The organism is Sphingomonas sp. GW821-FHT09B04 (assembly GCF_059418285.1).
The window spans coordinates 179,292-200,706 of sequence record NZ_JBWKPO010000005.1; the positions used below are offsets into that span (position 1 = coordinate 179,292).

The window sequence follows — 21,415 nt, forward strand, 5'->3', positions numbered from 1 at the left end:
ATCGATGCCCGTTGACCCAATGGCTTGGCGCACGAGGGCAACCGGCCTCTTGTGCCGACCCTCACGGGAGTTTCGGCATCGAATTGGCAACGCGAAGAGCGCACAGACAGGCCGCGCAGTTGCGGCGTTCACGCGAGGTCGGGGCTGACCACCCCAAGCCATTCGAGGATGGCTGGAGGCACCGTTGTGCTGCTCTGGCGCAAGTCGAAGAGCTGTTTCTCGCCAAGCTGGATCCGGCAAACCGTGAAGGCGCGCTTCTTGTCGCGGCTGTTGTCGGTGAAGATTGAGGCATCGGCAATTTTTGCCGCTGCGGAGACGGCGTGCTGGGTCTTGGGAAAACGCCGGAGCAGGCGATCGACCTCTACATCGTGCCCATGTTCGGCCACGCGGGTCTGGACGCGCAGGATCGAGAGCTCGACATTGGTGAGGCCGACGAAGATCAGCAGGACGAAATAGCCCGCTTTCTGCATGTCGCGAATGAGGTCGAGCTTGGAGAGGATGGTGCCGTCGGGCTGCGGTTCCCAATAGGAGAACACCGTCTCCATCGCGAACGGCACCTTTGCCTGCATGGCGTGTCCGACAAAGGCCTGGACGCCATTCTGCGCCACGCGCATCCATCCCTCGTCGGTGTCGCGCACTGTTTGAGACCAGGAGGCTAGCGCGCCCTCGCTGTCGGGCTCGGGAAGGATCGACAGCATCATCCGATCGGCGTTGATCAGCGGGATCTGGAGCTGATCGGAAAGCGTGCGGCGCCACATCGTCGACTTGCCGGAGCCGTTATGGCCCGCCAGCACAATTGCGAGCGGTTTCTTCGTTTTGCGCTGGGCCTCGAGGATCTGCTCGACACCGGCCTCGAGCGGATTCACTCGCCGACCTGGAAGCTTCCGTTGACGAACTTGCCGCGATCGGTGCGGCCGTTGAGCCGGCGGATGAACACACCGGTCTCGCCCTCGGCGACCGAGAATTGTGGAACGTCCTTCTTTTCCCGGAGCACGACGCCGGGGCTGGCGAGCTTCTTGGTGACACGCGCGAGCGCTTGCGTGCTGCGCTCGACATTGGTCTTGACGGCCTCAGCGCTAGGTTTAGCGCCGCTGACCGTCACGCTGCCGAATTTCACCTTAGACCCACGCACGTCACTCGTACGGACGGTCAGAAACTGACCTGTAATGCTCGAACGCTGCGTCGTCTCTTTCCTCGTGGTCACCTTCTTGGCCATGCCACCAAGATAGTCCCTTCGCGCGCGCAACGCTAGCCTCGTGGGGACCGGATCTGCGAGTTGGCGGCTCTGCATCTCGAACGCGACCGGGTATGTCGCGCCTCGCGTCACGCCCACGGCCCAGAAGGTCCGAACTGTGGATCAACCGCGAAAACTGCTTTCCACCGTGTCAGGTGCCGCGTGCCATCTCACAGCACCACAACAGATACCGCAGTATGCTCCGACTTGGTCGACACCGCGATCGTAGAGCCTTTGACGATCGTTGCCCGCGCGACAGGTTTTGGTTCTCAGTCTCTGGTTGAAGCGATGTCACAAGCCGGCCAGGATATGCGGTACGGCCTTGGTCCGGCGAAGGTGATAGCGCGTCAGGGCACGGTTCAACCGGCTGCGCTCCACTCCCTGGAGCAGCACGCAGATCCGGTCGAATTCCTCGTCCGGGCCGTCGAGAATGTCGGGCTCGACGCGGCGGTAGGGCGCAAGCCGGTCGTTGAGCTGCGCAATGGCACGGACGTGCTCGTCGCTGCGCGTGGCGCCGGCCAGATGCAAGAACAGGTCGGCGGTCGCGGTGCCGATATCCGCCGCTGTGGCGGGAGGGGCGATCGCGGCGGATGGTTCGCCAGGGAGGTGGCGAACCGCAAACGCGAGCAGTTGTCCGTTCCACAGATAGAGGTCGCGCAGCTCGGCCTCGCTGGGCCGGGGTACGCGGAACCCGTTATGGTTGGGGGCTTCGACCAGCCGCTCGCCGACCAGGCGGTGCAGCGCGTCGCGGATCGGGGTGATGCTGGCGACGAGCTCGGCGCTTATTTGGGCGGGCTCGATCGGCTGGCCGGCTTTGAGCGTGCCGTCGCCGAGCCGGCGCTTGAGCTCGCGATAGACGCGTTCGAAGGTGACGCCGGGGCTCATCGTCAGGTCATGTGCTGGCGCGCGACATAGTCGGCGACCAGCGCCTGCTGGTCGGGGCGCAGTGCATCGATCGCGCCGATACAATCGGGCCAGTCATCCTTGAGCAGCAGCGAGGGGCATTGGCCCTCATAATTGCCAAGGTTCGGGCGGTGCTGGCGATAGCCGACCAGTGCGGCGAGGTCGGGATCGAAGCGGCGCGCGGTCGGGGGCGGATAGGCGAGCCATTGGTTCTCGTATGGCTTGAGCCAGCCAAGGCAGTAGCTGACGATCATGCCGCGCCGCGTGATGGTGGTCGTGTTGCCGCCGGCACCGTGCAGGGTCGAGCCGAGGAAGACGAGCGCGGCGCCGGGATCGAGTTCGACGGCATGGGCTTGGGTTGCGGGTTCGGGTTTGAGCGCCTCGCGGCCATGGCTGCGCGGCCAGATCAGGGTCGCGCCGTTTTCCTTGCGGTAGGGCGTGAACGGCCACATCACATTGACCAGATATTCGGTGTCGCCAAGCGTGCCGCGCCACATGTCCTGGTCACGGTGCGGTAGCTGCGGCAATGCGCCGGGGTGCAGCGCGATGGCTTGCGTCAGGTTGAGCTGGATGCTCTCGCACCAGGGCTGGAGGACACGGGTCGCGATGTCGAGGATCAGCGGGTGCATGACGAAGGCTGCGGTCTTGTCCGAGCGCGCGAGCAGCCGGCCGAACCTTTTGGTGCGCTCGCCATAGAAGCCGCCCTGGCAGAAGGGCGTTTGTGCGAAGCTTTGCTCGAGGTCGCGGTCGAGCGCGGCGGCCTGGGCTGGCGGCTGGGCATCGGGGATGACGCAATAGCCTTGCTCGAGCAACTGGCCGGTCCAGCGTTCGGTTTCGTCGGCTGGCTGCGTCGCTGGCAGGCTCGCGTGCATCACGCCGCCTCCGCCTCGATGATGGTGTCGGCTACCGGCGCGTAGATGCCGGCCGCGGCGAGCAGCGCCGGGGTCTCAGGGGTGATTTCGATGCGCAGCGCACCCAGCATCATGCCGTCGATCCGCAGGGACGGGCCGAGCGGGCGGCAGCGCCAGCCGAACGCCAGGATCTGCTGCAGCCAGCCGGTCTCGGCGACACCGGTATAGGCGGTGATGCCGTTGGCGAGCGCATAATCGGCGAGCGCGCTGACCAGCTGGTTGCGGACTTCGCGCCGGCGCCGCGCGCTCAAGGATCGCTCGAGGCAGAAGCGGGTGATCTCGTAGGTGGCCGGGCCGCTTGGCGGGCTGCCCTCGCATAGTTGGGCGAACAGCTGGCTAAGGATATGCGGGCGCGTGGTCGGCAGCAGCCGCGCCGAGGCCAGGTGGCGGTGATGGTCGTCGGTCAGGATCAGGTAGCGGGCGTGCTGGTCGTCGAACTGGTCGATCTCGTAGCGGCCGGCGAGGACCGGAAGGCCCCAGCCGAGCAGGTCGACGAACACGCGCTTGCGCGCCTCGAACATGCCGCGCATCGCCGCATCGGCGGCGTTGCTCGCGGAATCGACAGTGATGCGCATGGGTCGGGGCTCCCTCGGCCATGAAAGGCCCCGATCATCCGTCCGGCCGCTGCGTGCGGCCATTCCCCAGAAATGGGGATTTTCAACGCCTCAGCACATCGACGAAGCTGAGCGTTCCGTCGAACAGCGCGTGCACCGTGAGCTGCGTGCGCTTGCCGACCCCGTAGCGCTCGCGCGCCTGCTTCAAGTGCTGGATCACCGTGTCATGACTGAGCCCGAGGATTTGCGCGATCTCCCAGTCGGACTTGCCGCGCGACGCCCAGAAGATGCAGTCGCGCTGACGATCGGTAAGTCTCGGCCTTGCATCCTGGTCGAGTTCGCGCATCCGCGAGAGCCGGCGCGCGCCTTCGAAGGCGAAAGCGCCGACCAGCTGGGTCAGCGGCAACCATTCGGGGCGGGTCTTGCGGCCTCGGGCGGTCGCGAACGAGCAGGAACCTGCGGATTCGCCCGGAATGTGCGCCGGCACGGTAAAGCCATCGCCGAGCCCCGCGCGCCGGGAGCGCTTGAGGATATCGCGGTCGCGTGGAGAGAGGTCGACCATCTGTGCCAGCTGCGACCAGCGGAACCCCACGCCGGTCATCTGGCTGGCGCGGTGCACCGGATCCGAAGGGCCCAGCCGCTGCGCATCGAAATATTCGACCCAGGCCGGCGGGTAGTTATCGAGGCGGATCGCCGGCCGCGGTGCCCGCGGAAAGTCGACATGATGCGTCAGCGCGAAGAAGCGGAAGCCCATCTCGCGCGCGATCGCCTCCACGGCATCTTCAAGCTCCTTGAGATTGGCAGCCCGTTCCACCGCCCGCGCGAATTCCTCCGCGATCTTCGCCATGCCCATGACACACGCCACGCTGTAGCGAGGCACGCCCCAGGCTGCTCCATGCTCGCGTTGATCCTTCCGGACCCGGCCGCGCCGATTCTCAGTCGTCGCGGCGGACGTATCGACAAGAGCCGAATGTTATGCGGCGGGGTCCGATTGTGCAAACCCCGCCGCCATCGGTCTACCGACCCATGGCCCCGGTCTGGCCGCTGTGAAGCGGCCAGGGGCTGAGGGCCGCCCTGACTGGCGAGACGGCGCGCCCTACCGCGCGCTGATCGGCATCGATGCCGCCGGCCTCGCCTGGGAATGGCTGCGCCGCGATCCTGGCTATGCCGCCTGGTGGCACGCCCAGCGCATCACCGAGGGGCAGTTGCTGCAGGGTGTTCCGGTCGTCGCGGCGATGCGCGGGGTCCATCGCTGGGGGCTTCACTTTCGCCGAGCGCCCGGACTGTCCGGCGCCTGCTGCCCGGCTGTTCTGGACCGCCGAGCTCGACGGCAGCGTCGTGCCGGTCCGGGCAGAGCCGGTCGCCGTCAGGGATCCGGATGCGTTCGAGCTGGCTCGCTTCGCCGATTGCGCATCGCTCGCTTGCGGCGATGACGGCCGCGAATATCTCGTCCTGTCCGATGGCTGGCGGCGCTTGCGGCTCGATGTGGTCGAGGGCACGCTGGCGGGGCAGGGCTCTGTCCGGCTGGCATTCGAGCTGGCCGGCTTCTCGCATCTCGATGCCCGGCTATTGACCGTCCGCCGTCTGCTCTCGCTATGGCGCAAGGGGCGCTTCCTCAAGGTGCTTTTCCAGCCGCTGGCCGGATTGGGGCACCGCCTCGAGGCGCTCCGCGTCGCCGATGCGCTGGCTGCGGGCGCTTCCCATCGCGAAATCGCCGCCGCGCTCTATGGCGAGCAGCGCGTGCGCGCCGAATGGAACGGGCGCTCAGACTTCCTCCTATCGCGCGTTCGCCGGCGCGTCGCCGAGGCGCGGCGGATGGAGCAGGGCGGCTATCGTTCGCTGCTGCGGTCGAGGTGACGATGGGGATGGGAGTCGAAATCGCGGGAGTGCGATTTCGACTCTGCCCGGGCTTTCGCTGCGGGACGATGCTCGATGCGATGGCCGCAAGGGAGCAGCATCATGTCCGCATCATCGCATCGAGCGGGGAGTGCGCCGTCCGGCCGGCCCTATCTCAATACGCGCCAGTCGGCGCATTTTCTGTGCCTGTCGGTACGCAAGCTCGAGCGGATGCGCGCCGCTGGGAGCGGCCCGCGCTTCCGGCGACATGGCCGTCTCGTCTTCTATCATGTCGCGGACCTCGAGCGCTGGTCGGTGGCGAGCACCGCGGCGGAGCGGGATGATGGTTGAATACGGGCACTTCCGCGCCTGGTGCCGGATGTGGCTGGTTCCGTTGGGGGGCATACTTGCCCTGGCGGTGCTCGGCTGCGCGCTGGCGGCGACGGTGGCAGCGCCGCCGGTGCCGCGCCTCGTCTGGAACCTCTCCGATAGCGCGCCGCGCGGCCTCTATCGCGTCGGTGTGGGCAAGGTCGGCGTGGGCGACATGGTGATCGCGCGCGTTCCCCGGCACTGGCGCGGGCTTGCCGCCGTACGCCGCTATCTTCCCGCCAATGTCCCCTTGGTGAAGCGCGTTGCCGCCGGACCCGGCGATACCGTTTGCGCGTCTGACCGGTGGATCTCGGTCAATGGCCGCCGCGTCGCAGAGCGGCGGGCGGCCGATGGCGCCGGACGGCGCATGCCCTGGTGGAATGGCTGCGTTGCGCTGGGCGAGGACGTTCTTTTCCTGCTCATGGATAGTCCGGAATCATTCGACGGGCGCTATTTCGGGCCGACCCGGCGCGGCGATATTGTCGGCGGGGCGCAGCTGCTATGGCGGGGCTGAGGCTTGCCGCTGGCGCGTTGATGCTGTTCGCGGCGACGTCCGCTACGGCCGATCCTCTGGCGCGCTGGGCTTCGCTGATCGAGGCGGCGTCGGCGCGGTGCGGCATTCCGGCGGTCTGGATAAAGCAGGTCATGCGCGCCGAGAGCGGCGGGCGCACCGAGTTGAATGGACGCTCGATCGTCAGCCGCGCCGGTGCGATGGGCCTGATGCAGCTGATGCCGGGGACCTGGGCGGACATGCGGCGCGCGCTCGGGCTTGGCGCCGATCCACATGTGCCGCGCGACAATATCCTGGCCGGCACCTGTTATCTGCGACGCCTCTATGATCGCTTCGGTCACCCGGGGCTGTTCGCCGCCTATAATGCCGGCCCGGCACGCTATGCCGCGCATCTGGCCACAGGACAGCCGCTACCGGGTGAAACCCGTGCCTATCTTGCGAGCCTTGCCGGTTCGATTGCCGAGGATGCGAGGAAGGGAAGGGCGCCGGACGAGCCGCCGGGACTCTTCTTCGTGGATCGTCAGGCCCCGGTGACGGCGTCGGACCCGTGGCGGCCTAGCGCACTGTTTGTTACGCGGCGCCGAGAAGCTGTGAACGCACAGGCAAATCGATGAAGATCGTCGAAGTCAGCTTCGCGTCCTCATAGCAGTCATTAGGCCGTCGAGATGCATTAGCCAAAGGCTGCCGCGACAGCGGACTTGAGAGACATGGACCATCATAACTGTGGGGGTCGAAACGGGTGCTCTCCCACCTGTGCGGGTGGCAGAGCGGGGCCTCATGCTGGCCGCGGGCGCCCGGTAGGCACCCGCGGATCGTGCGTCAGGCGGCTGGCGCCGCTGGCTCCTGGTAGCGGCCCCTCACCACGCTGCCCTGAACCGTCTGGGGATCCTTGAGCAGGTTGTAGACGGGGCAGGTGGCCTCGACCGCGGTGCGCAGCCCGTCGATCTCCTCGCGGCTGGCCGGCGATTCGATGTGCACGCTGTACTGCACGTCGCGATAGCGTGCGGGCGCAGTGGCGGTTGCGGGAACCAGCTTGCCCTCGACACGGACTTCGAGCGAGTCGAGCACGACCTGACGGGTCGCCGCCTGAATCTCGAAGATGTGGGTGAGGCAGGTGCCGAGCACGCCGAGCTGATGCTCCTCCACCGTCGGCGCAAGGCCATAGCCGAGCAGGTCGCTGGCGCTGTCGTGCAGCAGCAGGAAATTGCCCTCGCCGGTCCGTGTCGCGCGGATGCCGGTGGCCGGCTCGACCCGGGCGCGTGCACGCAGCGAATAGGGTTCGCTCGTCTTGCCGGCCTTGGCGGCCTCGGCCTTGCGCAGGATGGCGGCGCGCTTCTCGACCAGGAAGTCGCGCAGGCCCGGCGGGAGGTTGGGATCGCGCGCCGCGGGCGACTGGGTGTAGAAAATCTTGCCGTGCTCGATCGGCTGGGCTTCCTTGACGAGGGCGAGTACCGGCGAGGTTTCGTCGACCGCCTTGCGCAGCGCCTCGAGCTCGGCCGCGCTGGCCGGGGAGTCGATATAGGCGACATAGGCAAGGTTCCGCGGATAGGCGACCTTGCGCTCCTTCTCGACCGAGGGGGCATCGGGACGGCTGGTGAACACCACGTCGATGGCATCGATGGGGATGCTGCGCTTTGCCGCCTGGACGACGAACGCATCGGCGACCGCGCTGGCGAGGACGCCGACCTCGGTGTCCCACGATCCCGCACCGAGATTATAGCCGCCGAAATCGCGGCCGCTGTCGCTCAGATACTGATAGTCCCGGATGCGTAGACGCCGCACGCCCGACCGGCTTTCGGCGGTTACCCGGGCAGTCAGCGTCTGCGGCGTGGTGCGAGTTCCCGCCTTTTGCAGGGCCGCGCGCTTCTTGACGAGATGTTCGCGCAGGGGCGTTTTCTGTCCCGTCTGAGCGGTGGCGAGCGGCGTTCCGGCGCCGAGCGCGAGGATGAGCGACGCGCCGACGAGCCAGCTGCGACGGCGATTGAGCGTGAGAATGGTCATGGATGATCCTTCGTTAAATGTCGGGTTGGTGGGTTGTTCGCTCAGAAGACCGAGCCGCGCAGCGTCACGCCGATCCAGCGCGGGACGCCGGGCTTGTACTGGTTCCAGGAGGGCTGAAGGCCGGTGTCGACGTCGAACAGGTTGCGCACGATGAGCGCCACGCCGAACTGGTTGTCCTTGAAACCCAGCCCGAGCGAGAGGTCGGTCACGCCCCAGAAACCGGTCCGGGTATAGCGGGACAGCGAGGTGTCGGCATAATAGCCGCTCTGGAAATTATAGTTGAGATTGGCCTGGAGCGTGGTCGACCCCGCCAGGGGATAGGAGAAGTCGGCAAACAGATTGCCGCTCCATTTCGGCGCGCCGGCAAGGGTCTTGCCGCTGGCATCGTAATAGGGGCCCGCGGGGTTGGCGCCGCCCAGCTCGCCCGGATTGGCGGCGAACTTGAAGTCCACATAGCGCGCATCGGTATAGGCGCCCGAGAAGCGCAGCGTCGTATAGGGAATAGCGAGCAGTGTGACGTCGAGCTCGAGGCCCTTGGTCCGGACATGGGGCACGTTGCCGAGCGCGGACAGATAGGCGAGCTGGCCATTGTTGTTGAGCTCGGTCTGGACGGCGTCATAGACGAAGCCCGGCTGGATATAGTCGTAGATGTTCTGGAGGAACGCGGTCGCGGTGATCTGCAGCGCCCGCTCGAACAGGAACGAGCGCGCGCCGATCTCGAACGCGTCGGTCTTCTCCGCACGCGCGGGCACCGACTTGCCGCCCAGCGCGGTGGCGCCGACGATCTGCGAGATGCCGGGTTTCTCACCATGCTTGTAGGTCGCGACCAGCGTCAGCTCGTCCGCGACGGTATAGGAGAGCCCCGCCTCGATCGTAGGCAACGTGCCTTCGTAGCGCTCGGCCTGGGTCAGCTGGTAGAGTGCCCCGATCCGGGCCGCGCGGATCGACTTGGCGGCCCCCACCTGCGCGCGCTGCGCGGTGCTCAGCCCGCCATAGGTCGCGATCCCGAAATATTTCTGCGCGACGAGATCGGCGAGCACGAGCTGCGCCGCCGAATTGGTGCCCGTCAGCGCGCCCGCCGCGTTGCTACTGAAGCCGTTGAGCGTGACGTTGTTGACCGAGGCCGGGTTGAGCTCGGCGCCGAAGCCGTTGGACAGGATGCCGCTTTGTGCCTGGCTCTTGCGGGTCTCGCGCGACACGCGGGCGCCGAGGTTGAGCGTCAGCCGGTCGGTCGCGTCCCAGATGATGTTCGCATAGCCCGCGAGCGTCTCATTCTCGTAGCGTTCCTTGCGCTGGGTGATGAGGCCGTTGACCGAGTTGAGCAGCAGCGCGCGGCCGGCTGCATCGGCCGCATTGGGGAGGGCGGGGTTGACCGGGTCGAGCAGCGCATATTGCGCAGCGGTTGCATACCAGGCGCCGCCGTCCGAGCCGTAGCGCTCGGTCTGGCTGTAGTTCGGGAATTTGCCCCGATAATAGAAGGCGCCGCTGCGGAAGCTCAGCGCGCTGCCGAGCTTGGCGTCGAGGCGCAGCTCCTGGCTGAACTGTTCGAACGAGGTCTGCGTGCCGCGTGGTGCGCGCAGCCATTCGAACTGGGTGTGCGAGCCGGCGCCCTGCGAGAATTTATAGTCGCGATAACCGGTGATCGAGCGCAGCGTGATGTTCTCGTCGAGCTTGAACCGGAGGTTGGCGGTCGCGCCCTTGGTCTCATAGGTGTTAGGGTATTCGCCGAGCGTGTTCACCTCGCGCGCATAATAGTCGTCGATCGTATAATCGGTCTTCTGCGCGAACCAGCGGCGCTGCAGCTTGCCGAAGGCATCGTTCGAATAGTCGACCGCGCCGCGCGTTCCCGTCGCCGGGTTGATCCAGTCGTAGTAGGCGGGGGTCTTGTTGTTGAACGCGAAGCAATTCTCGCAAATCTCGCGGCCCGTCGGCGTATAGTCCACGGTGATCAGCGCCTCGAAGTTCCTGGAGGGCGTGATCAGGAACTGCGCGCGGGCGCTGGTGCGGTCGGTGTTGCGCCAGGTGTAGTGGCTGTCATTCGCATTCTTGTAGGGTCCGTCGCCGGTCTCGCGATTGAGGGTGAAGCGCACCGCGAGCAGATCGTCGATCACGCCGCCGCCCAGCGCCGCGGTGCCGATCAGCGTGTTGCGCTCGCCAAAGGTCAGCGCCGCGCGGGCCTCGAAGTCGAAGGTCGGCCGCCGCGTCTGGATCGACACGCGGCCAAGGTTGGTGGCCTTGAGGCCGTCAACGCCGGTTGGACCGCGCAGCACTTCGACCGTCTCGATGTCGAGATAGTTGCTCAGCGCCGAGATCGAGCTGATCCCGTGGCTGACGTCGTCGACGCTGACGCCGACGCTGGGATCGAGCACGCCGGCGCCTGCCGCCCAGCCGACGCCGCGCACGAAGATCGACGCGGTATTCGGATTGTTCCACGAGGTGCGGACATTGCCGATGCGGTTGGCGATGTCGCGGAAGTTGTTGACGTGAAACTTCTCCAGCTCCTCGCCGGTGACCGCCGAGACCGAGCGTGGCGCCTCCTTGAGGCGTAGTGCGGTGACGGTGATCGCCTCGCCGAGTTCGGCATCGCCGCGGTTATCCGCGGGCTGAACGGGCGCCGGGGCGGGCGATGCTGCCGCCTGCTGGACCGGGGCAGGGCGCGCCTCAGGGCGAATGCCCGCGCGCTCGAGCGCGGCCTTGAGCCGCGCATTCTCCGCCTGCAGCTCGCGGTTCGTTCGCTCCAGTTCGTCGGCGGACTGAGCTTGCGCACTCGTCGCGGCGAGCATCGAGCTTCCGGCCAGCAGGAGCGCGGTCAGCAGCCCCGGTCGCCTTCGGCGGGTGCGGCCGGCTGCATGGTTGCGCGTTATCGTATCGGCAGAAGACATGTCCTGAATTGCCCCCAATCATCGGCCGCCGCATTGGCTGGCGGCCATGCTTAATTCATATCTATCGAATATGAATTAGCCCGATAGTTTAGGTATCAGGGGATAAAGGGGGGCGAGATTCCGAACGAGCGGTCGTCAATAATATGTTATAAAACAGCTATATACATCGATATTCGATTTTGTGCAGCGCACACTTTTTCGGCTTTAAATCATATCTAAATGATAGAATATAAGGCTATGAGTCGTCACCCGCCCCTCGATGGGGCCGATAGAAATGGGACCCGTCAATGTCGCTGAAGCTGCTCGATACCGTACCGGATTTCACCCAGGAATCGACGGAAGGCCCGCTGACCTTCTACGACTGGGCTGGCGACAGCTGGGTGCTGCTCTTCTCGCATCCGAAGGATTTCACCCCCGTCTGCACGACCGAGCTCGGCGCGGTGGCGAAGCTCAAGCCCGAATTCGATCGGCGCGGGGTTAGGGTCATCGGCCTGTCGGTCGATACGGTCGACAACCATGTGCGCTGGGCTGGCGATATCGAACGCACTCAAGGGGCCGCGGTCAATTTCCCCCTGCTTGCCGATGCCGACCGGCGGATCGCCAACCTGCTTGGGATTATTCATCCCAACGCTTCCGACACCAACACGGTGCGAAGCGTATTCGTGATCGATCCGGAGCGTCGTGTCCGCCTGACGCTGACCTATCCGGCGTCCACCGGCCGCAACTTCGCGGAGATCCTGCGTACGATCGACAGCCTGCAGCTGACCGACAGTCACAAGGTCGCAACCCCTGCTGATTGGCAGCAGGGTGAGGATGTCATCATCCTGCCGTCGGTAAATGGCGAGGAAGCGAAAGCGCTGTTCCCGGGCGGCTGGCAGGAACAGGCGCCCTATCTGCGCACGGTGCCGCAACCCCAGCCCCGATGAAAGGTCGCTCGACGAGTATGCCGCGCATTCTGCGGCCTCGGGCCTTATGCCCAATGTCCGTGCGAGCTGCATATAGTTGATGGTGCTCGGTGCAATCAGCAGTTGAAAGGATAGCGATGAGCGGACTTGTGGCAGGCATCATCGATGTTTTCGCGGACTCGCCGCTGACCGGCAATCCGCTCGCGGTGGTGCAAGATGCCGACGAACTGACGGACGAGCAGATGCGGCGGATCGCCGGCGAGTTCAATCAGGCCGAAACCACCTTCATCATGCGCAGCACGCGTGCCGACTGGAAACTGCGCTCATTCACCGCGAGCGGGGCGGAAGTCTTCGGTGCGGGGCACAACGCGCTTGGCGCCTGGCTGTGGCTGGGCGAGCATGGCGCTTTGGGGCCGCTGACGACGGCGCGAACCTTTCAGCAGGAAATCGGACCGGATATCCTTCCGATCGAGTTCGTGTCGATCGATGGCCGCGTCCATGGCCGGATGCGTCAGGCGCCGCTGAGCTTGTCGGAGCCGTTGGAGGATATCGCGCCGCTGGCGGCCGCGCTCGGCCTGGGTGAAGACGATATTCTCGTCGAGCCGAAGCCGCGCCCGGCCGACACTGGCGCCACGCATCTCATCGTGCGCGTTCGCGACGCCAGCCGGGTCGACAAGGCGCTGCCCGATGCCGGGAAGCTGCTCGCGGTCCTCGACCAGACCCCGGCGGAGGGCTGCTACATCTACGCATTCGATGCCGGTGCGCCCCAAACCGCCTATGCCCGCTTCTTCAACCCCACGGTCGGACTCTGGGAAGATTCCGCGACCGGGACGGCGGCCGGTCCCCTCGCGGCCTATCTTGCGGCCGAAGGGTTGATCAAGGAGGGTATCGTGATCGAGCAAGGCACCAAAATGGGCCGTCCCAGCTTCATCCGGCTCAGGCTCACGCCGGAACCCGAGATATCCGGGACCGGCATCGTGGTGCTGCGGGGAACGCTCCATCCCTAGCCTGTCAGGCACCGGGGGAACTACGTTCGCCCGGTCAGCTCCAGTTGCGCAATAACGTCAGCATCCGCGCGGTCTCCGCGGGGCGACCGATCGTGATGCGCAGCCAGTCGTCGAGCGGCGGAAAGGGGCGGGCGATATCGATCCCCTCCCGCTTCAGCGCGTCGCGCAGCGCCTGGGGGAGGGGCGGCTGGAAGAAGACGAAGTTCGCCCGGCTGTCGGTGCGCCGCCAGCCGCGCTGGTCGATCAGAGTGTTCAGCTTCTCACGTTCGGCGAGCGTCGCGCGGCGAACGGCCTGGACGTAGGTCTGATCGGCAAGCGCGACAGCCGCGGCGGTGAGGCCGGGGCGGGTGAGGCTGTGCGGCGCACCGATCCCGGCAGCCCTCAGCCCCTTCGCAAGCTCGACAGGCGCGACTGCGTAGCCGATCGAAAGACCGGCGAGCCCGTAGATCTTGGCGAGCGTGCGGAACACCAGCACGTTGCGGCCGGCGCGGACGTGACCGATCGCACTTTTCTGATCGAATGCGTCATATTCGAGATAGGCTTCGTCGACGACGATCAGCGTTCGCCGCGCGCTTTCCTCGATGAAGCGGTGCAGCGCCTGCGCCTCGTTGGCGGTGCCCGACGGGTTGTGCGGGTTGACCAGTGACACAGCGAGGGTCTTGTCGGTGATAGCCTGAGCCAAGGCGGGGAGGTCGTTCTCCAACCGCGCGTCGAGCGGAACCGGAACGCCACGCCCGCCGAGCGGTGCCGCGGAATCGATGAGCGCGGTATAGCCCGGCGCCGAATAGACGATCTCGCCGCCGCCAGGGCGCTGCCGCGCGAGATAGAGGCCGAGCGGCTCGAGCACTTCGCCGATCACCACCTGTGCCGGATCGACGCGTTCGTGCGCGGCGATCCGGCGGGTGAGGGCGTCGACCTCATCGCGTTCGACATAGCGTTCGATGCCGGCCGCGGCGCGAGCGATCGCCGGTCCGACACGAGGGGAGGGTCCCCATGCATTCTCGTTGAGCGAGAGCCGTGCCCGTTTGGCCGGTAGTTGTGCAGCGGCGGGAAGCGCCGGGGCTGCCGCCACCGCCGCGCCCAGCGCCAGCCATTCGCGACGGGAAAGGATCGGCTCGCTCATCAGAAACGCACTCCTGCGCGGACATAGTAGAAGGCGCCGCTGAACCCGGCCGGCGAGAACTCGCTATAGGGGAAGGCGCCGAACGTGTCGGCCCCGGTCAGCGCAGCGGTCGAGCGGATGTTCTGCGTCGGATAGACGTTGAAGATATTGTTCGCGCCGAGCGTCACGTCGAGGTGCTTGTTGACGTGGCCGGTGAAGCTGAAGTCGGTCACCCATTGCGGGCGCAACTGCTGGATCACATCGACATTGCCGGCGGCGCCGGACTCGGTCGGGATGGTGCGGAACGGGGTGGAGCCCTTCGCGATCAGCGCGACATTGGCGGCCGACTGGTTGGTCAGCGCGATCTGCTCGACCTTGCCGTAGCGCGTCGTGCGCGCGTCGAACGTCACCGGGCCGATATTCCAGTTCGCGCCGAGCGCGATCTTGTCGCGGGGCTGGCCATATTCGAAGCGGACGCGCTCGTTGACGTCGAAGAGTGGCGTGGTGATCCCGAGCGCCGTGATCTGGGAGGGTGTCGCCGATACGCGGCGCAGGTCGGTCTCGTTGTAATTGTACGCGGCGCTGAGCCTGAGATTGCCCCAACTGCCGAGTGTGGTGCGGTATGCCGCGGTGACGTCGAAGCCCTGGGAGCGCGAATCCACCGCATTGGTGAAGTAGCGGACGCTGGTGACGCCGGGGATGCCGAGCCCGGCGAGATAGTCGCGCAGGCGGCGGCTGCCCGAGGCGTCGACATAGTTGGACGAGAGCACAATGCGGTCGTCGATGTCGATATGGTAATAGTCGGCCGAGGCGGTGAAGCCGCCGCTGGCGAAGGTCAGGCCGCCGCCGAAATTGACCGACTTCTCGGGCTTGAGCGGCTGAGCACCGAGCGCCTGGGCAAGCGCGGAGCCGACGGGCGCGGTGCGCACCAGTACGAATTCGGGGAAGCCGGTCGTGTTGTTGACGATGGTGCGGCTGCTGGTCGAACTGAAATATTGCTGGGCGAGTGCTGGCGCGTGGAAGCCGGTGCCGACCGAACCGCGTAAGGCGAAGCCCGCGGGGAGCTCGATCCGGGTCGAGGCCTGGCCGTTCCAGGTGTCGCCGAAGTCGCTATAGTCCTCGAAGCGACCCGCAAGGTTTATCTGCCAGCCCTTCACCGGCTCGGCGGATAGCTCGACGAACGCGCCGATCGCGCGGCGGCTGACATCGACTTCGTCGGCCGGTTGGATGCCCGCGAAGCCCTGGCTGCCGATCGTCGGGATCGCCCCGGCATTGGGGCCGTCCAGCACGCGCGCGGGGCCGAACTGATAGCTCGTAAGCTCGCCGCGGCCGATCTTGTAGCCGTCACGCCGATATTCGGCGCCAAAGGCGATCTCGACCGGGTTTGCGAACCCGATGTCGAAGGCGTTCGAGATAGTGAGGTTCGCGGTCCATTGCGAGTTGGAATATTTGCCGTTGTAAAAGGCGGTCGGGCTCGCCGCGCCCAGCGTGGCGTTCAGCGTGTTCTCGGTCCGGTACTCGATGCTGTTCCCGCCATAGATGCCGGACAGGTCCCACTTCCAGCCGCCCAGTTCGCCGCGCAGGCCGATCGCGGCGCTGTAATCGGTGCTTTCGGTGTGGATGAAGGGGAGGAAGCCGTTGGGATAGATGGCGCGGACATTCTCGTCCTGGCCCGGGCGGCGGAACGATGCGTTCGAGTGCGCCTTGCTCACACGGTAACCGCCGAAGCTGTAGAGCGTTACCTCGCCCAGCGGCTTTTCTAGGTTGGCGACCAGCGACCAGTCCTCGACATCGCCCTGATCGGCGAAGCGCCAGACGCTGCGATCGACGGTGGCTTCGCGCGGATCGAGCCGGGTGCCCGCGACACCGCCCAGCGGGTTGAGGCCGATCCCCGCGCCGTAACGGGCGGAGAGCGGCTGGAGCGAGCCGTTGGGTGCGATGCCGAGGTAGAATTGGCGGGTGTCGGGCTCGGCACGGTTGGCAGCCTTGTGATCGCGGTAATAGCCGGTCAGATTGACGAAGCCGTCCTCGCCCAGCTTGACGCCGCCGCCCAATGAGAACTCATAGGTATCGCCGCCGCCGTCATAGGTCGTGCCGGCGCTCGCGGTGCCGTGGAATTCGGTATCGGTGCGCAACAGAATGTTGATCACGCCCGCGATCGCGTCCGAACCATATTGCGCGGAAGCGCCGTCGCGCAAGATCTCGATCCGGCCGATGCCCGCCGCAGGAATCTGGTTGAGATCGGTCGGGGTCGAACCCTTGCCGATCGTGCCGCCGGTATTGACCCAGGCGGCGGTATGAAGGCGCTTGCCGTTGAGCAGAACCAGCGTCTCGTCCGGCGACAGCCCGCGCAGCGACGCCGAGTGGATATGGGTGTTGCCGTCGGGCGTGGTCGGCGTCGCGAAGGCGAAGGAGGGCGCCAGCTGGCGCAGGATCTCGGTCGTCTCCTGATAGCCGGAAGCGCGCAGCTCCTCACCGCGCAGCGAGTCGATCGGCACGGGCGAGGTGGTGACGGTGCGCTCGCCGATGCGCGAGCCCGTCACCACGATGTCGCTGCTTTCGACCCCGGCTTCGGCGTCTGTATCCTGCGCAAAGGCGGGTGCGGCGATCGCAAGGATGGTCCCCGCCAGCAGAAGATACTTCATCGATAACCCCTTCTCATTGCCTGGCGCCACCGCGCCGCTTGAGGGGCTCATTATTCCTACTGAATTGATATGATATAGTAGATTTGTTACGGCGCCGCGAAGCTTCGGTTTGTTCCTGGGAGGCAGGTGAGCCGATCGAGTGTAGCGGTGTCCGCCGGGACCGGAGAGCGTGCTGAAACAGCCTCATTCTATGTTCGCTGCAGAATAGAGGCTGCCATGCCGCCGAGGGGTAAATGGTGTTTGCCCACGCAGGGTCCGAACCTCGGCTAGGCCATCCGTTGCGCCGGAAGCTGCCAGTCCGGTTGCGGCCCAGAAGCAGTCGGGCCGCAACCGGCCATAAGCCGTCGGGAAGGTTTGGCCGAAGCTGCCAGACAGCAATCGACCTCGTTGCAGTCGTTCGGTGCGGTCGTTGCCGATCCCGAAAGCTGCTAATTATTTGGCGACCGAGAACCGGGCGATGTGTCAGCTTCCATTGATTGGGTAAGGCGCAATGATTGCGCGATAATGTTAGGGGGCCTTTCGCGCGGCTTCCAAGCGCTTTCGGATGGCTGCGGTCTCCAAGGTGAACAGATCACCACCCCGGCCTGCCTTGCGCGCGCTCATTTCCGCCGCACTGAGATCTGGCATTGCCTTCGCAAGGTCACCCGTGGCGAAATGAAGGGCCGCGCGACTGCGCAGGTAACGTGCCTGTAGAAGGTTATCCTTGTGCGCGTGACGGAAAGACGGATCGACAAGCTTCAGTAGCACTCGACCGTCGCTCACACGGCCGACCATCGCCAGTGCCTCGATGGCAGCGACGCGGATCTGAAGGATCGCGGCGCTTTGATCTCCATAATATTCCGTGGCGATCGGCATCGCACTTCGTAGGGCAGACCATGCCTCAGCCGGTCGTTGCAGTTGGTTCAACAGCCTGCCGTAGCGCAACAGATCGATGGCGAGTTCTCCGGTCGTGCCATGCTGGCGCCGCCGTTGCATGATCGTGTCGTGCAGCAAGGCTTCTGCCCGGCCGGTATCGCCGCGCAGCGCGAGCACCTCGGCTTCGAGCCATCTCAGGTTGAGTGCGCTGGAAGACGACGATTTGCCTCCCGTAAGTTTCGCGTCTCCATGCACGAGAAGGTCAGCAGCCTCCTGCAAACGACCGGCCTCGATCAGCAGACCGGCGAGAGCAGTGTATCGTGTCGCGAGGTCACGATCATAGGCAGCATAGACGCGCTCCGCCTCTCCCATATTCCCGGCAAGCAGAGTGATTGCGGCATCCCTTCTGCCGCCGTGGCGCAGCATATAGGCTTTGGCGCCGATTGCCTCGACCTGCTCGCGTCGGAACCGGACCGGATCGCGCCGCCAGATCTGGTCAGCCTCGACGAGCAAACGGCGCGCTGCGTCATTGCGACCTTCAAGTGCCAGGATGGTACCGAGCTTCAGCTTGAGGCGTGCGAGATCAGTGGGATCGCCTGTGCCGGTACCCCGTGCAAGTGCACCGGTGATCAACGCCTTTGCATCGTCGTTTCGTTCGACGATCAGATAGAGGTCGGCCAGCGCCGCCACCATCGAGGCAATATCGGGCGAATCCGGCGAGGTTGAGTGAAGGATGCGGCGGGTGGTGTTGTCGATCAGTTCGCGCGCTGAAATTGACTCGAGCTGCCTGTTGTCCTTGGCGTCGCGGAACATGAGCAGCATCGCACGATTGATCGCCTCAAGCCGTGTAGCCTCGGCAAGCGCGGCATCGCGCTCGATCGCGGTTTGCCGTGCCTGCCACGCGATACTCGCAGTTCCGACAAACACTGCGAACAATGCTGCAGCAATTCCGCTCGCAGCCCAGCGATGGCGACGGATGTAGCGACTGAGCGCGTAGGCGGTCGATCCAGCACGAGCGACGACCGGCTGCAGGGAAAGGTGAGCCCGTACATCAGCTGCAAATCCGGTGACGCTGGCGTAGCGCTGGCTAGGTGCCTGACGCATGGCCTTGAGCACGATCGCGTCGAGATCACCCGCGATGCGCCGTGGCGCCACGGCGGGGTGAAGCGCGGTAGCGGCTACCTTGCTCGGGGCGGGGGGATCATCGTCGAGCACGCGGCGCAGCATCGAAGGCAGACGCGCGCCAGAGGTCTGCCATGGGCGAGACCCGGTGAGGAGTTCGAATAGAACCGCCCCCAGCGCATAGATGTCGGTCGCGGTGGTGGTCTCGCCGTCCATCAGCTGCTCGGGCGCAGCATAGTCGGGGGTTAGCATCGCCATGGTCACGGTGCGCTCTCCGCTCGCTGCGTCGATCAGCTTGGCGACGCCGAAATCGAGCAAGCGGGCCCGCCCTTCGCCATCGATCAGGATGTTGTGTGGTTTGATGTCGCGATGGATGACCATGCGCGCATGGGCATGCGCGACAGCATCACAGACCTCAAGAAACAGGCGCAATCGCGTCTCGAGACCAGCGTCGTGCGCCACACACCACTGATCGATCGAACGGCCTTCGACATATTCGATCGCCATATAAGGGCGTCCGTCGGGCGCGATGCCGCCATCGATCAGCCGCGCGATACCGGGATGTTCGAGCGTTGCGAGCAGTGCGCGCTCGGAATCGAATGCAGTCATCCGCTCGACGGCTTCGGGCCGCAGCATCTTGAGCGCTACCCGCTGGGCAAAGCCAATGCCGCTGCGCTCGGCCAGATAGACCTCGCCCATGCCGCCACGCCCGATCAATGTCTGGACGGTGTAGCCGTCAAAGGCGGTGCCGGGGGCGAGCGATGCGTAGGCGACACCGGGATCGGCGGAGACCGGCAACGGGGCGTCGAGCACCCCGGCATGCCGGCTCGCAGAGAGCAGGCTGCGCAACTGGTCCGCGACGAACGGGTCCAGCCTCGATTGCGCGAGCGCGGCGAGCTGCGCGTCCGCAGCCAGATCACCCAGCCGGTCGAACTGATCGCGGATGATCGACCATTCCGTTGGCGTTGGCTGCCGCATCCGCCCCCCTCCGATCTTGGAGCCTATCGGCTGGCGCATGGCGGGTAAACCTGTGACAGCGAGAGGCGATCGCTAGAACTCGCCTGCAATTCCGGCGCGAACCGCGGTGTCTCGTTTGCCGGCATGCGATACCCCCATGGTGATCGCGAAGGGCGTATCGATGTTGAGCCGGTGTGCGAGCGATGCGCTGACCGCGACTTGCCCGCGATAGACCGCCGTGTTGGCGGTGTAGCTCGTCCGGCCGGGTTCGGAAGGGAAGGGCGCCGGCGCCAGCGCAACCGCTGCCGCGATGCCGCGCTGCGCCTCACGCCGGTTGTGCTCGACCAGGTCGAACAAGTGCGTCTGCCCGAGCTGGAGCGCCTGGATCTGTGCCGCCTGCGCCGCATGCCCCTGCTGAAGTTCGCCGATCTGCACAGCCTGTCCGGCCTGGACCTGCTGGACCGCCACGACGCCCGCCAACGCCTGGTTGGCGCTGCCTTGGGCGCCTGCCGCTTCGGTGCGGGCAAGGTTCGCAGTGCCTTGCGCGGCGTCGGCCGTGACTTGCGCCGTTGCCGCCTCGGTTCGCGCTGTATTGGCGGTTTGCTGTGCGGCGGCGGCGTTGCCCAGCGCGGTGTCCGCCGTCGCCTGAGCCGCCGTCGCCAGTGCGGAGGCGGTTTGGGTACCGTCCTGCGCGGCGGTCAGCGCCGCCGCCGCTTCGGTGCGCGCCAGATCGGCGGTGGACTGCGCGGTGTTCGCGGCGATGGCTACCGCATCGAGCTGTGCCTTGTTGACCGCGTCGCTCGCGCCGGTCCCTGCAGCGACATTGACGATACGACGCTCGCCGCCGACCCTGCCGACGGAAACCGTACTCGCCTGATCCGCGATCGCGCCCTGACCCAGCGCAACGGCGTCGTTCGCGCTGGCGTCGCTGCCGGCGCCGATCGCGACACTCTGGAGGCCGTTCGCGATTGCTCGGGAACCGAGCGCGGTCGCCAGCAGTGCGTTCGCGTTCGCGCGATAGCCAACGGCGGTCGCATCGGTCTGACCGTCCATGCCCGCGCCTGCTTGCGCGCTTGCACCCAAAGCCGTGGTGCGGTCGTTGGCGATTGTACTGCCGAATGCGCCGCCGGACCACGCCGAAACGCCGAGCGCGACCGATCCCACGCCCGATGCGTTGGAGGCATTGCCAATGGCGATCGACGCTCTACCGCTCGCTTGCGCAAGATTGGAGATTGCGAGACTGCCTTCTCCCGACGCGCTTGATTGTCCGCCAATCGCGATCGCCTGCCGACCCGATGCGGTAGCGCGTTCGCCAACCGCTACGCTGAGACTACCGCTTGCCGTCGCGCTGCTGCCCAGTGCGGTCGCCTGCGACCCGCTCGCTTCGGCGCGGCCGCCAATCGCGGTACTCGCAACACCCGTGGCTACCGAACCTTCGCCACACGCGAGATTGTTCAGATCCTCAGGTAAGGTATCGGGCGGGAGTTGCGCGCATTCGGCTGGCTGGGACGGAGCGAATGGCCCTGCGTCCTGCGCGCTGGCCGTAGCGATGGTGAGCATCATCACGAGCGCACCTGCGCTCGCGGACGCCAATCCTGCGTGTTTCATGGGGGATTGTCCT

At 65.9% G+C, this 21,415-nt stretch carries 18 protein-coding genes and 1 pseudogene; 7 read left to right on the plus strand and 12 right to left on the minus strand.

The annotated features are described in order from the left end of the window. Positions 1-128: 128 nt before the first annotated feature. From AC07NK_RS16505 to AC07NK_RS16530, 6 genes are all read right to left on the minus strand, one after another. Positions 129-866 (minus strand): zeta toxin family protein, encoded by a 738-nt coding sequence (locus tag AC07NK_RS16505; protein WP_495171703.1) that lies wholly within the window; start codon positions 864-866, stop codon positions 129-131. Continuing rightward, on the minus strand, positions 863-1,216 hold the full coding sequence (locus tag AC07NK_RS16510) for a hypothetical protein (RefSeq protein WP_495171704.1): 354 nt from the start codon (positions 1,214-1,216) through the stop codon (positions 863-865). Before AC07NK_RS16510 ends, AC07NK_RS16505 begins: the two co-directional genes overlap by 4 nt. Positions 1,217-1,525: 309 nt before the next feature. Further along, positions 1,526-2,119, minus strand: coding sequence for a GntR family transcriptional regulator (locus tag AC07NK_RS16515; RefSeq protein WP_495171705.1), 594 nt, complete (start codon positions 2,117-2,119; stop codon positions 1,526-1,528). Between the two features lie 2 nt (positions 2,120-2,121). After that, entirely contained in the window at positions 2,122-3,009 is an 888-nt protein-coding gene (locus AC07NK_RS16520) for a phytanoyl-CoA dioxygenase family protein (protein WP_495171706.1), read from the minus strand. Beyond that, positions 3,009-3,623, minus strand: a complete 615-nt coding sequence (locus tag AC07NK_RS16525) for an acyl-homoserine-lactone synthase (protein ID WP_495171707.1) — start codon at positions 3,621-3,623, stop codon at positions 3,009-3,011. Before AC07NK_RS16525 ends, AC07NK_RS16520 begins: the two co-directional genes overlap by 1 nt. 82 nt (positions 3,624-3,705) lie before the next feature. Next, positions 3,706-4,482 (minus strand): LuxR family transcriptional regulator, encoded by a 777-nt coding sequence (locus AC07NK_RS16530; RefSeq protein WP_495171708.1) that lies wholly within the window; start codon positions 4,480-4,482, stop codon positions 3,706-3,708. A 166-nt stretch (positions 4,483-4,648) separates the two neighbouring features. Between AC07NK_RS16530 and AC07NK_RS16535 the strand changes: the two are divergent. The 5 genes and pseudogenes from AC07NK_RS16535 to AC07NK_RS16555 all read left to right on the plus strand — a co-directional run. Continuing rightward, a pseudogene (locus tag AC07NK_RS16535) lies at positions 4,649-4,813 on the plus strand (transcriptional regulator domain-containing protein); the annotation flags it as partial. A 4-nt stretch (positions 4,814-4,817) separates the two neighbouring features. Beyond that, complete coding sequence (locus tag AC07NK_RS16540; RefSeq protein ID WP_495171709.1) at positions 4,818-5,459, plus strand: DNA -binding domain-containing protein; 642 nt, start codon at positions 4,818-4,820, stop codon at positions 5,457-5,459. Between the two features lie 102 nt (positions 5,460-5,561). Next, positions 5,562-5,789, plus strand: coding sequence for a helix-turn-helix domain-containing protein (locus AC07NK_RS16545; protein ID WP_495171710.1), 228 nt, complete (start codon positions 5,562-5,564; stop codon positions 5,787-5,789). Further along, positions 5,782-6,321 (plus strand): S26 family signal peptidase, encoded by a 540-nt coding sequence (locus AC07NK_RS16550; RefSeq protein WP_495171711.1) that lies wholly within the window; start codon positions 5,782-5,784, stop codon positions 6,319-6,321. Before AC07NK_RS16545 ends, AC07NK_RS16550 begins: the two co-directional genes overlap by 8 nt. Before the next feature lie 20 nt (positions 6,322-6,341). After that, on the plus strand, positions 6,342-6,932 hold the full coding sequence (locus AC07NK_RS16555; protein WP_495171712.1) for a lytic transglycosylase domain-containing protein: 591 nt from the start codon (positions 6,342-6,344) through the stop codon (positions 6,930-6,932). Between the two features lie 205 nt (positions 6,933-7,137). Here the strand turns inward: AC07NK_RS16555 and AC07NK_RS16560 are convergent, their stop codons facing one another. Both AC07NK_RS16560 and AC07NK_RS16565 read right to left on the minus strand, forming a co-directional pair. Further along, positions 7,138-8,319: an OsmC family protein gene (locus AC07NK_RS16560; protein ID WP_495171713.1), complete on the minus strand. Its 1,182-nt coding sequence runs from the start codon at positions 8,317-8,319 to the stop codon at positions 7,138-7,140. Positions 8,320-8,360: 41 nt separating this feature from the next. Then, positions 8,361-11,201 (minus strand): TonB-dependent receptor, encoded by a 2,841-nt coding sequence (locus AC07NK_RS16565; RefSeq protein WP_495171714.1) that lies wholly within the window; start codon positions 11,199-11,201, stop codon positions 8,361-8,363. 287 nt (positions 11,202-11,488) lie between these two features. Here AC07NK_RS16565 and AC07NK_RS16570 point away from each other — a divergent pair, with 287 nt between their 5' ends. Both AC07NK_RS16570 and AC07NK_RS16575 read left to right on the plus strand, forming a co-directional pair. After that, positions 11,489-12,127: a peroxiredoxin gene (locus AC07NK_RS16570; RefSeq protein WP_495171715.1), complete on the plus strand. Its 639-nt coding sequence runs from the start codon at positions 11,489-11,491 to the stop codon at positions 12,125-12,127. Between the two features lie 116 nt (positions 12,128-12,243). Beyond that, the gene (locus AC07NK_RS16575) at positions 12,244-13,113 is read left to right on the plus strand and encodes a PhzF family phenazine biosynthesis protein (RefSeq protein WP_495171716.1); all 870 of its coding nucleotides are present in this window, start codon (positions 12,244-12,246) and stop codon (positions 13,111-13,113) included. A gap of 34 nt (positions 13,114-13,147) precedes the next feature. Here AC07NK_RS16575 and AC07NK_RS16580 read toward each other — a convergent pair whose 3' ends face one another. The 4 genes from AC07NK_RS16580 to AC07NK_RS16595 all read right to left on the minus strand — a co-directional run bounded on the left by AC07NK_RS16580 (position 13,148) and on the right by AC07NK_RS16595 (position 21,402). Beyond that, entirely contained in the window at positions 13,148-14,236 is a 1,089-nt protein-coding gene (locus tag AC07NK_RS16580) for a pyridoxal phosphate-dependent aminotransferase (protein ID WP_495171717.1), read from the minus strand. Beyond that, a complete protein-coding gene (locus tag AC07NK_RS16585) occupies positions 14,236-16,860 on the minus strand; it encodes a TonB-dependent receptor plug domain-containing protein (RefSeq protein ID WP_495171718.1) in 2,625 nt (874 codons plus the stop codon). The genes AC07NK_RS16580 and AC07NK_RS16585 overlap by 1 nt, the downstream gene beginning before the upstream one ends. Before the next feature lie 507 nt (positions 16,861-17,367). Continuing rightward, positions 17,368-19,854: a serine/threonine-protein kinase gene (locus AC07NK_RS16590; protein WP_495171719.1), complete on the minus strand. Its 2,487-nt coding sequence runs from the start codon at positions 19,852-19,854 to the stop codon at positions 17,368-17,370. 33 nt (positions 19,855-19,887) lie between these two features. Continuing rightward, entirely contained in the window at positions 19,888-21,402 is a 1,515-nt protein-coding gene (locus AC07NK_RS16595) for a hypothetical protein (RefSeq protein ID WP_495171720.1), read from the minus strand. Positions 21,403-21,415 lie beyond the last annotated feature (13 nt).

Coding starts and splice junctions, on each gene's coding strand:
- AC07NK_RS16510 (WP_495171704.1), bottom strand. CDS start 1,216: ATGGCCAAGAAGGTGACCACGAGGAAAGAGACGACGCAGCGTTCGAGC.
- AC07NK_RS16515 (WP_495171705.1), bottom strand. CDS start 2,119: ATGAGCCCCGGCGTCACCTTCGAACGCGTCTATCGCGAGCTCAAGCGC.
- AC07NK_RS16520 (WP_495171706.1), bottom strand. CDS start 3,009: ATGCACGCGAGCCTGCCAGCGACGCAGCCAGCCGACGAAACCGAACGC.
- AC07NK_RS16525 (WP_495171707.1), bottom strand. CDS start 3,623: ATGCGCATCACTGTCGATTCCGCGAGCAACGCCGCCGATGCGGCGATG.
- AC07NK_RS16545 (WP_495171710.1), top strand. CDS start 5,562: ATGTCCGCATCATCGCATCGAGCGGGGAGTGCGCCGTCCGGCCGGCCC.
- AC07NK_RS16550 (WP_495171711.1), top strand. CDS start 5,782: ATGGTTGAATACGGGCACTTCCGCGCCTGGTGCCGGATGTGGCTGGTT.
- AC07NK_RS16555 (WP_495171712.1), top strand. CDS start 6,342: ATGCTGTTCGCGGCGACGTCCGCTACGGCCGATCCTCTGGCGCGCTGG.
- AC07NK_RS16560 (WP_495171713.1), bottom strand. CDS start 8,319: ATGACCATTCTCACGCTCAATCGCCGTCGCAGCTGGCTCGTCGGCGCG.
- AC07NK_RS16565 (WP_495171714.1), bottom strand. CDS start 11,201: ATGTCTTCTGCCGATACGATAACGCGCAACCATGCAGCCGGCCGCACC.
- AC07NK_RS16570 (WP_495171715.1), top strand. CDS start 11,489: ATGTCGCTGAAGCTGCTCGATACCGTACCGGATTTCACCCAGGAATCG.
- AC07NK_RS16575 (WP_495171716.1), top strand. CDS start 12,244: ATGAGCGGACTTGTGGCAGGCATCATCGATGTTTTCGCGGACTCGCCG.
- AC07NK_RS16580 (WP_495171717.1), bottom strand. CDS start 14,236: ATGAGCGAGCCGATCCTTTCCCGTCGCGAATGGCTGGCGCTGGGCGCG.
- AC07NK_RS16585 (WP_495171718.1), bottom strand. CDS start 16,860: ATGAAGTATCTTCTGCTGGCGGGGACCATCCTTGCGATCGCCGCACCC.
- AC07NK_RS16590 (WP_495171719.1), bottom strand. CDS start 19,854: ATGCGCCAGCCGATAGGCTCCAAGATCGGAGGGGGGCGGATGCGGCAG.
- AC07NK_RS16595 (WP_495171720.1), bottom strand. CDS start 21,402: ATGAAACACGCAGGATTGGCGTCCGCGAGCGCAGGTGCGCTCGTGATG.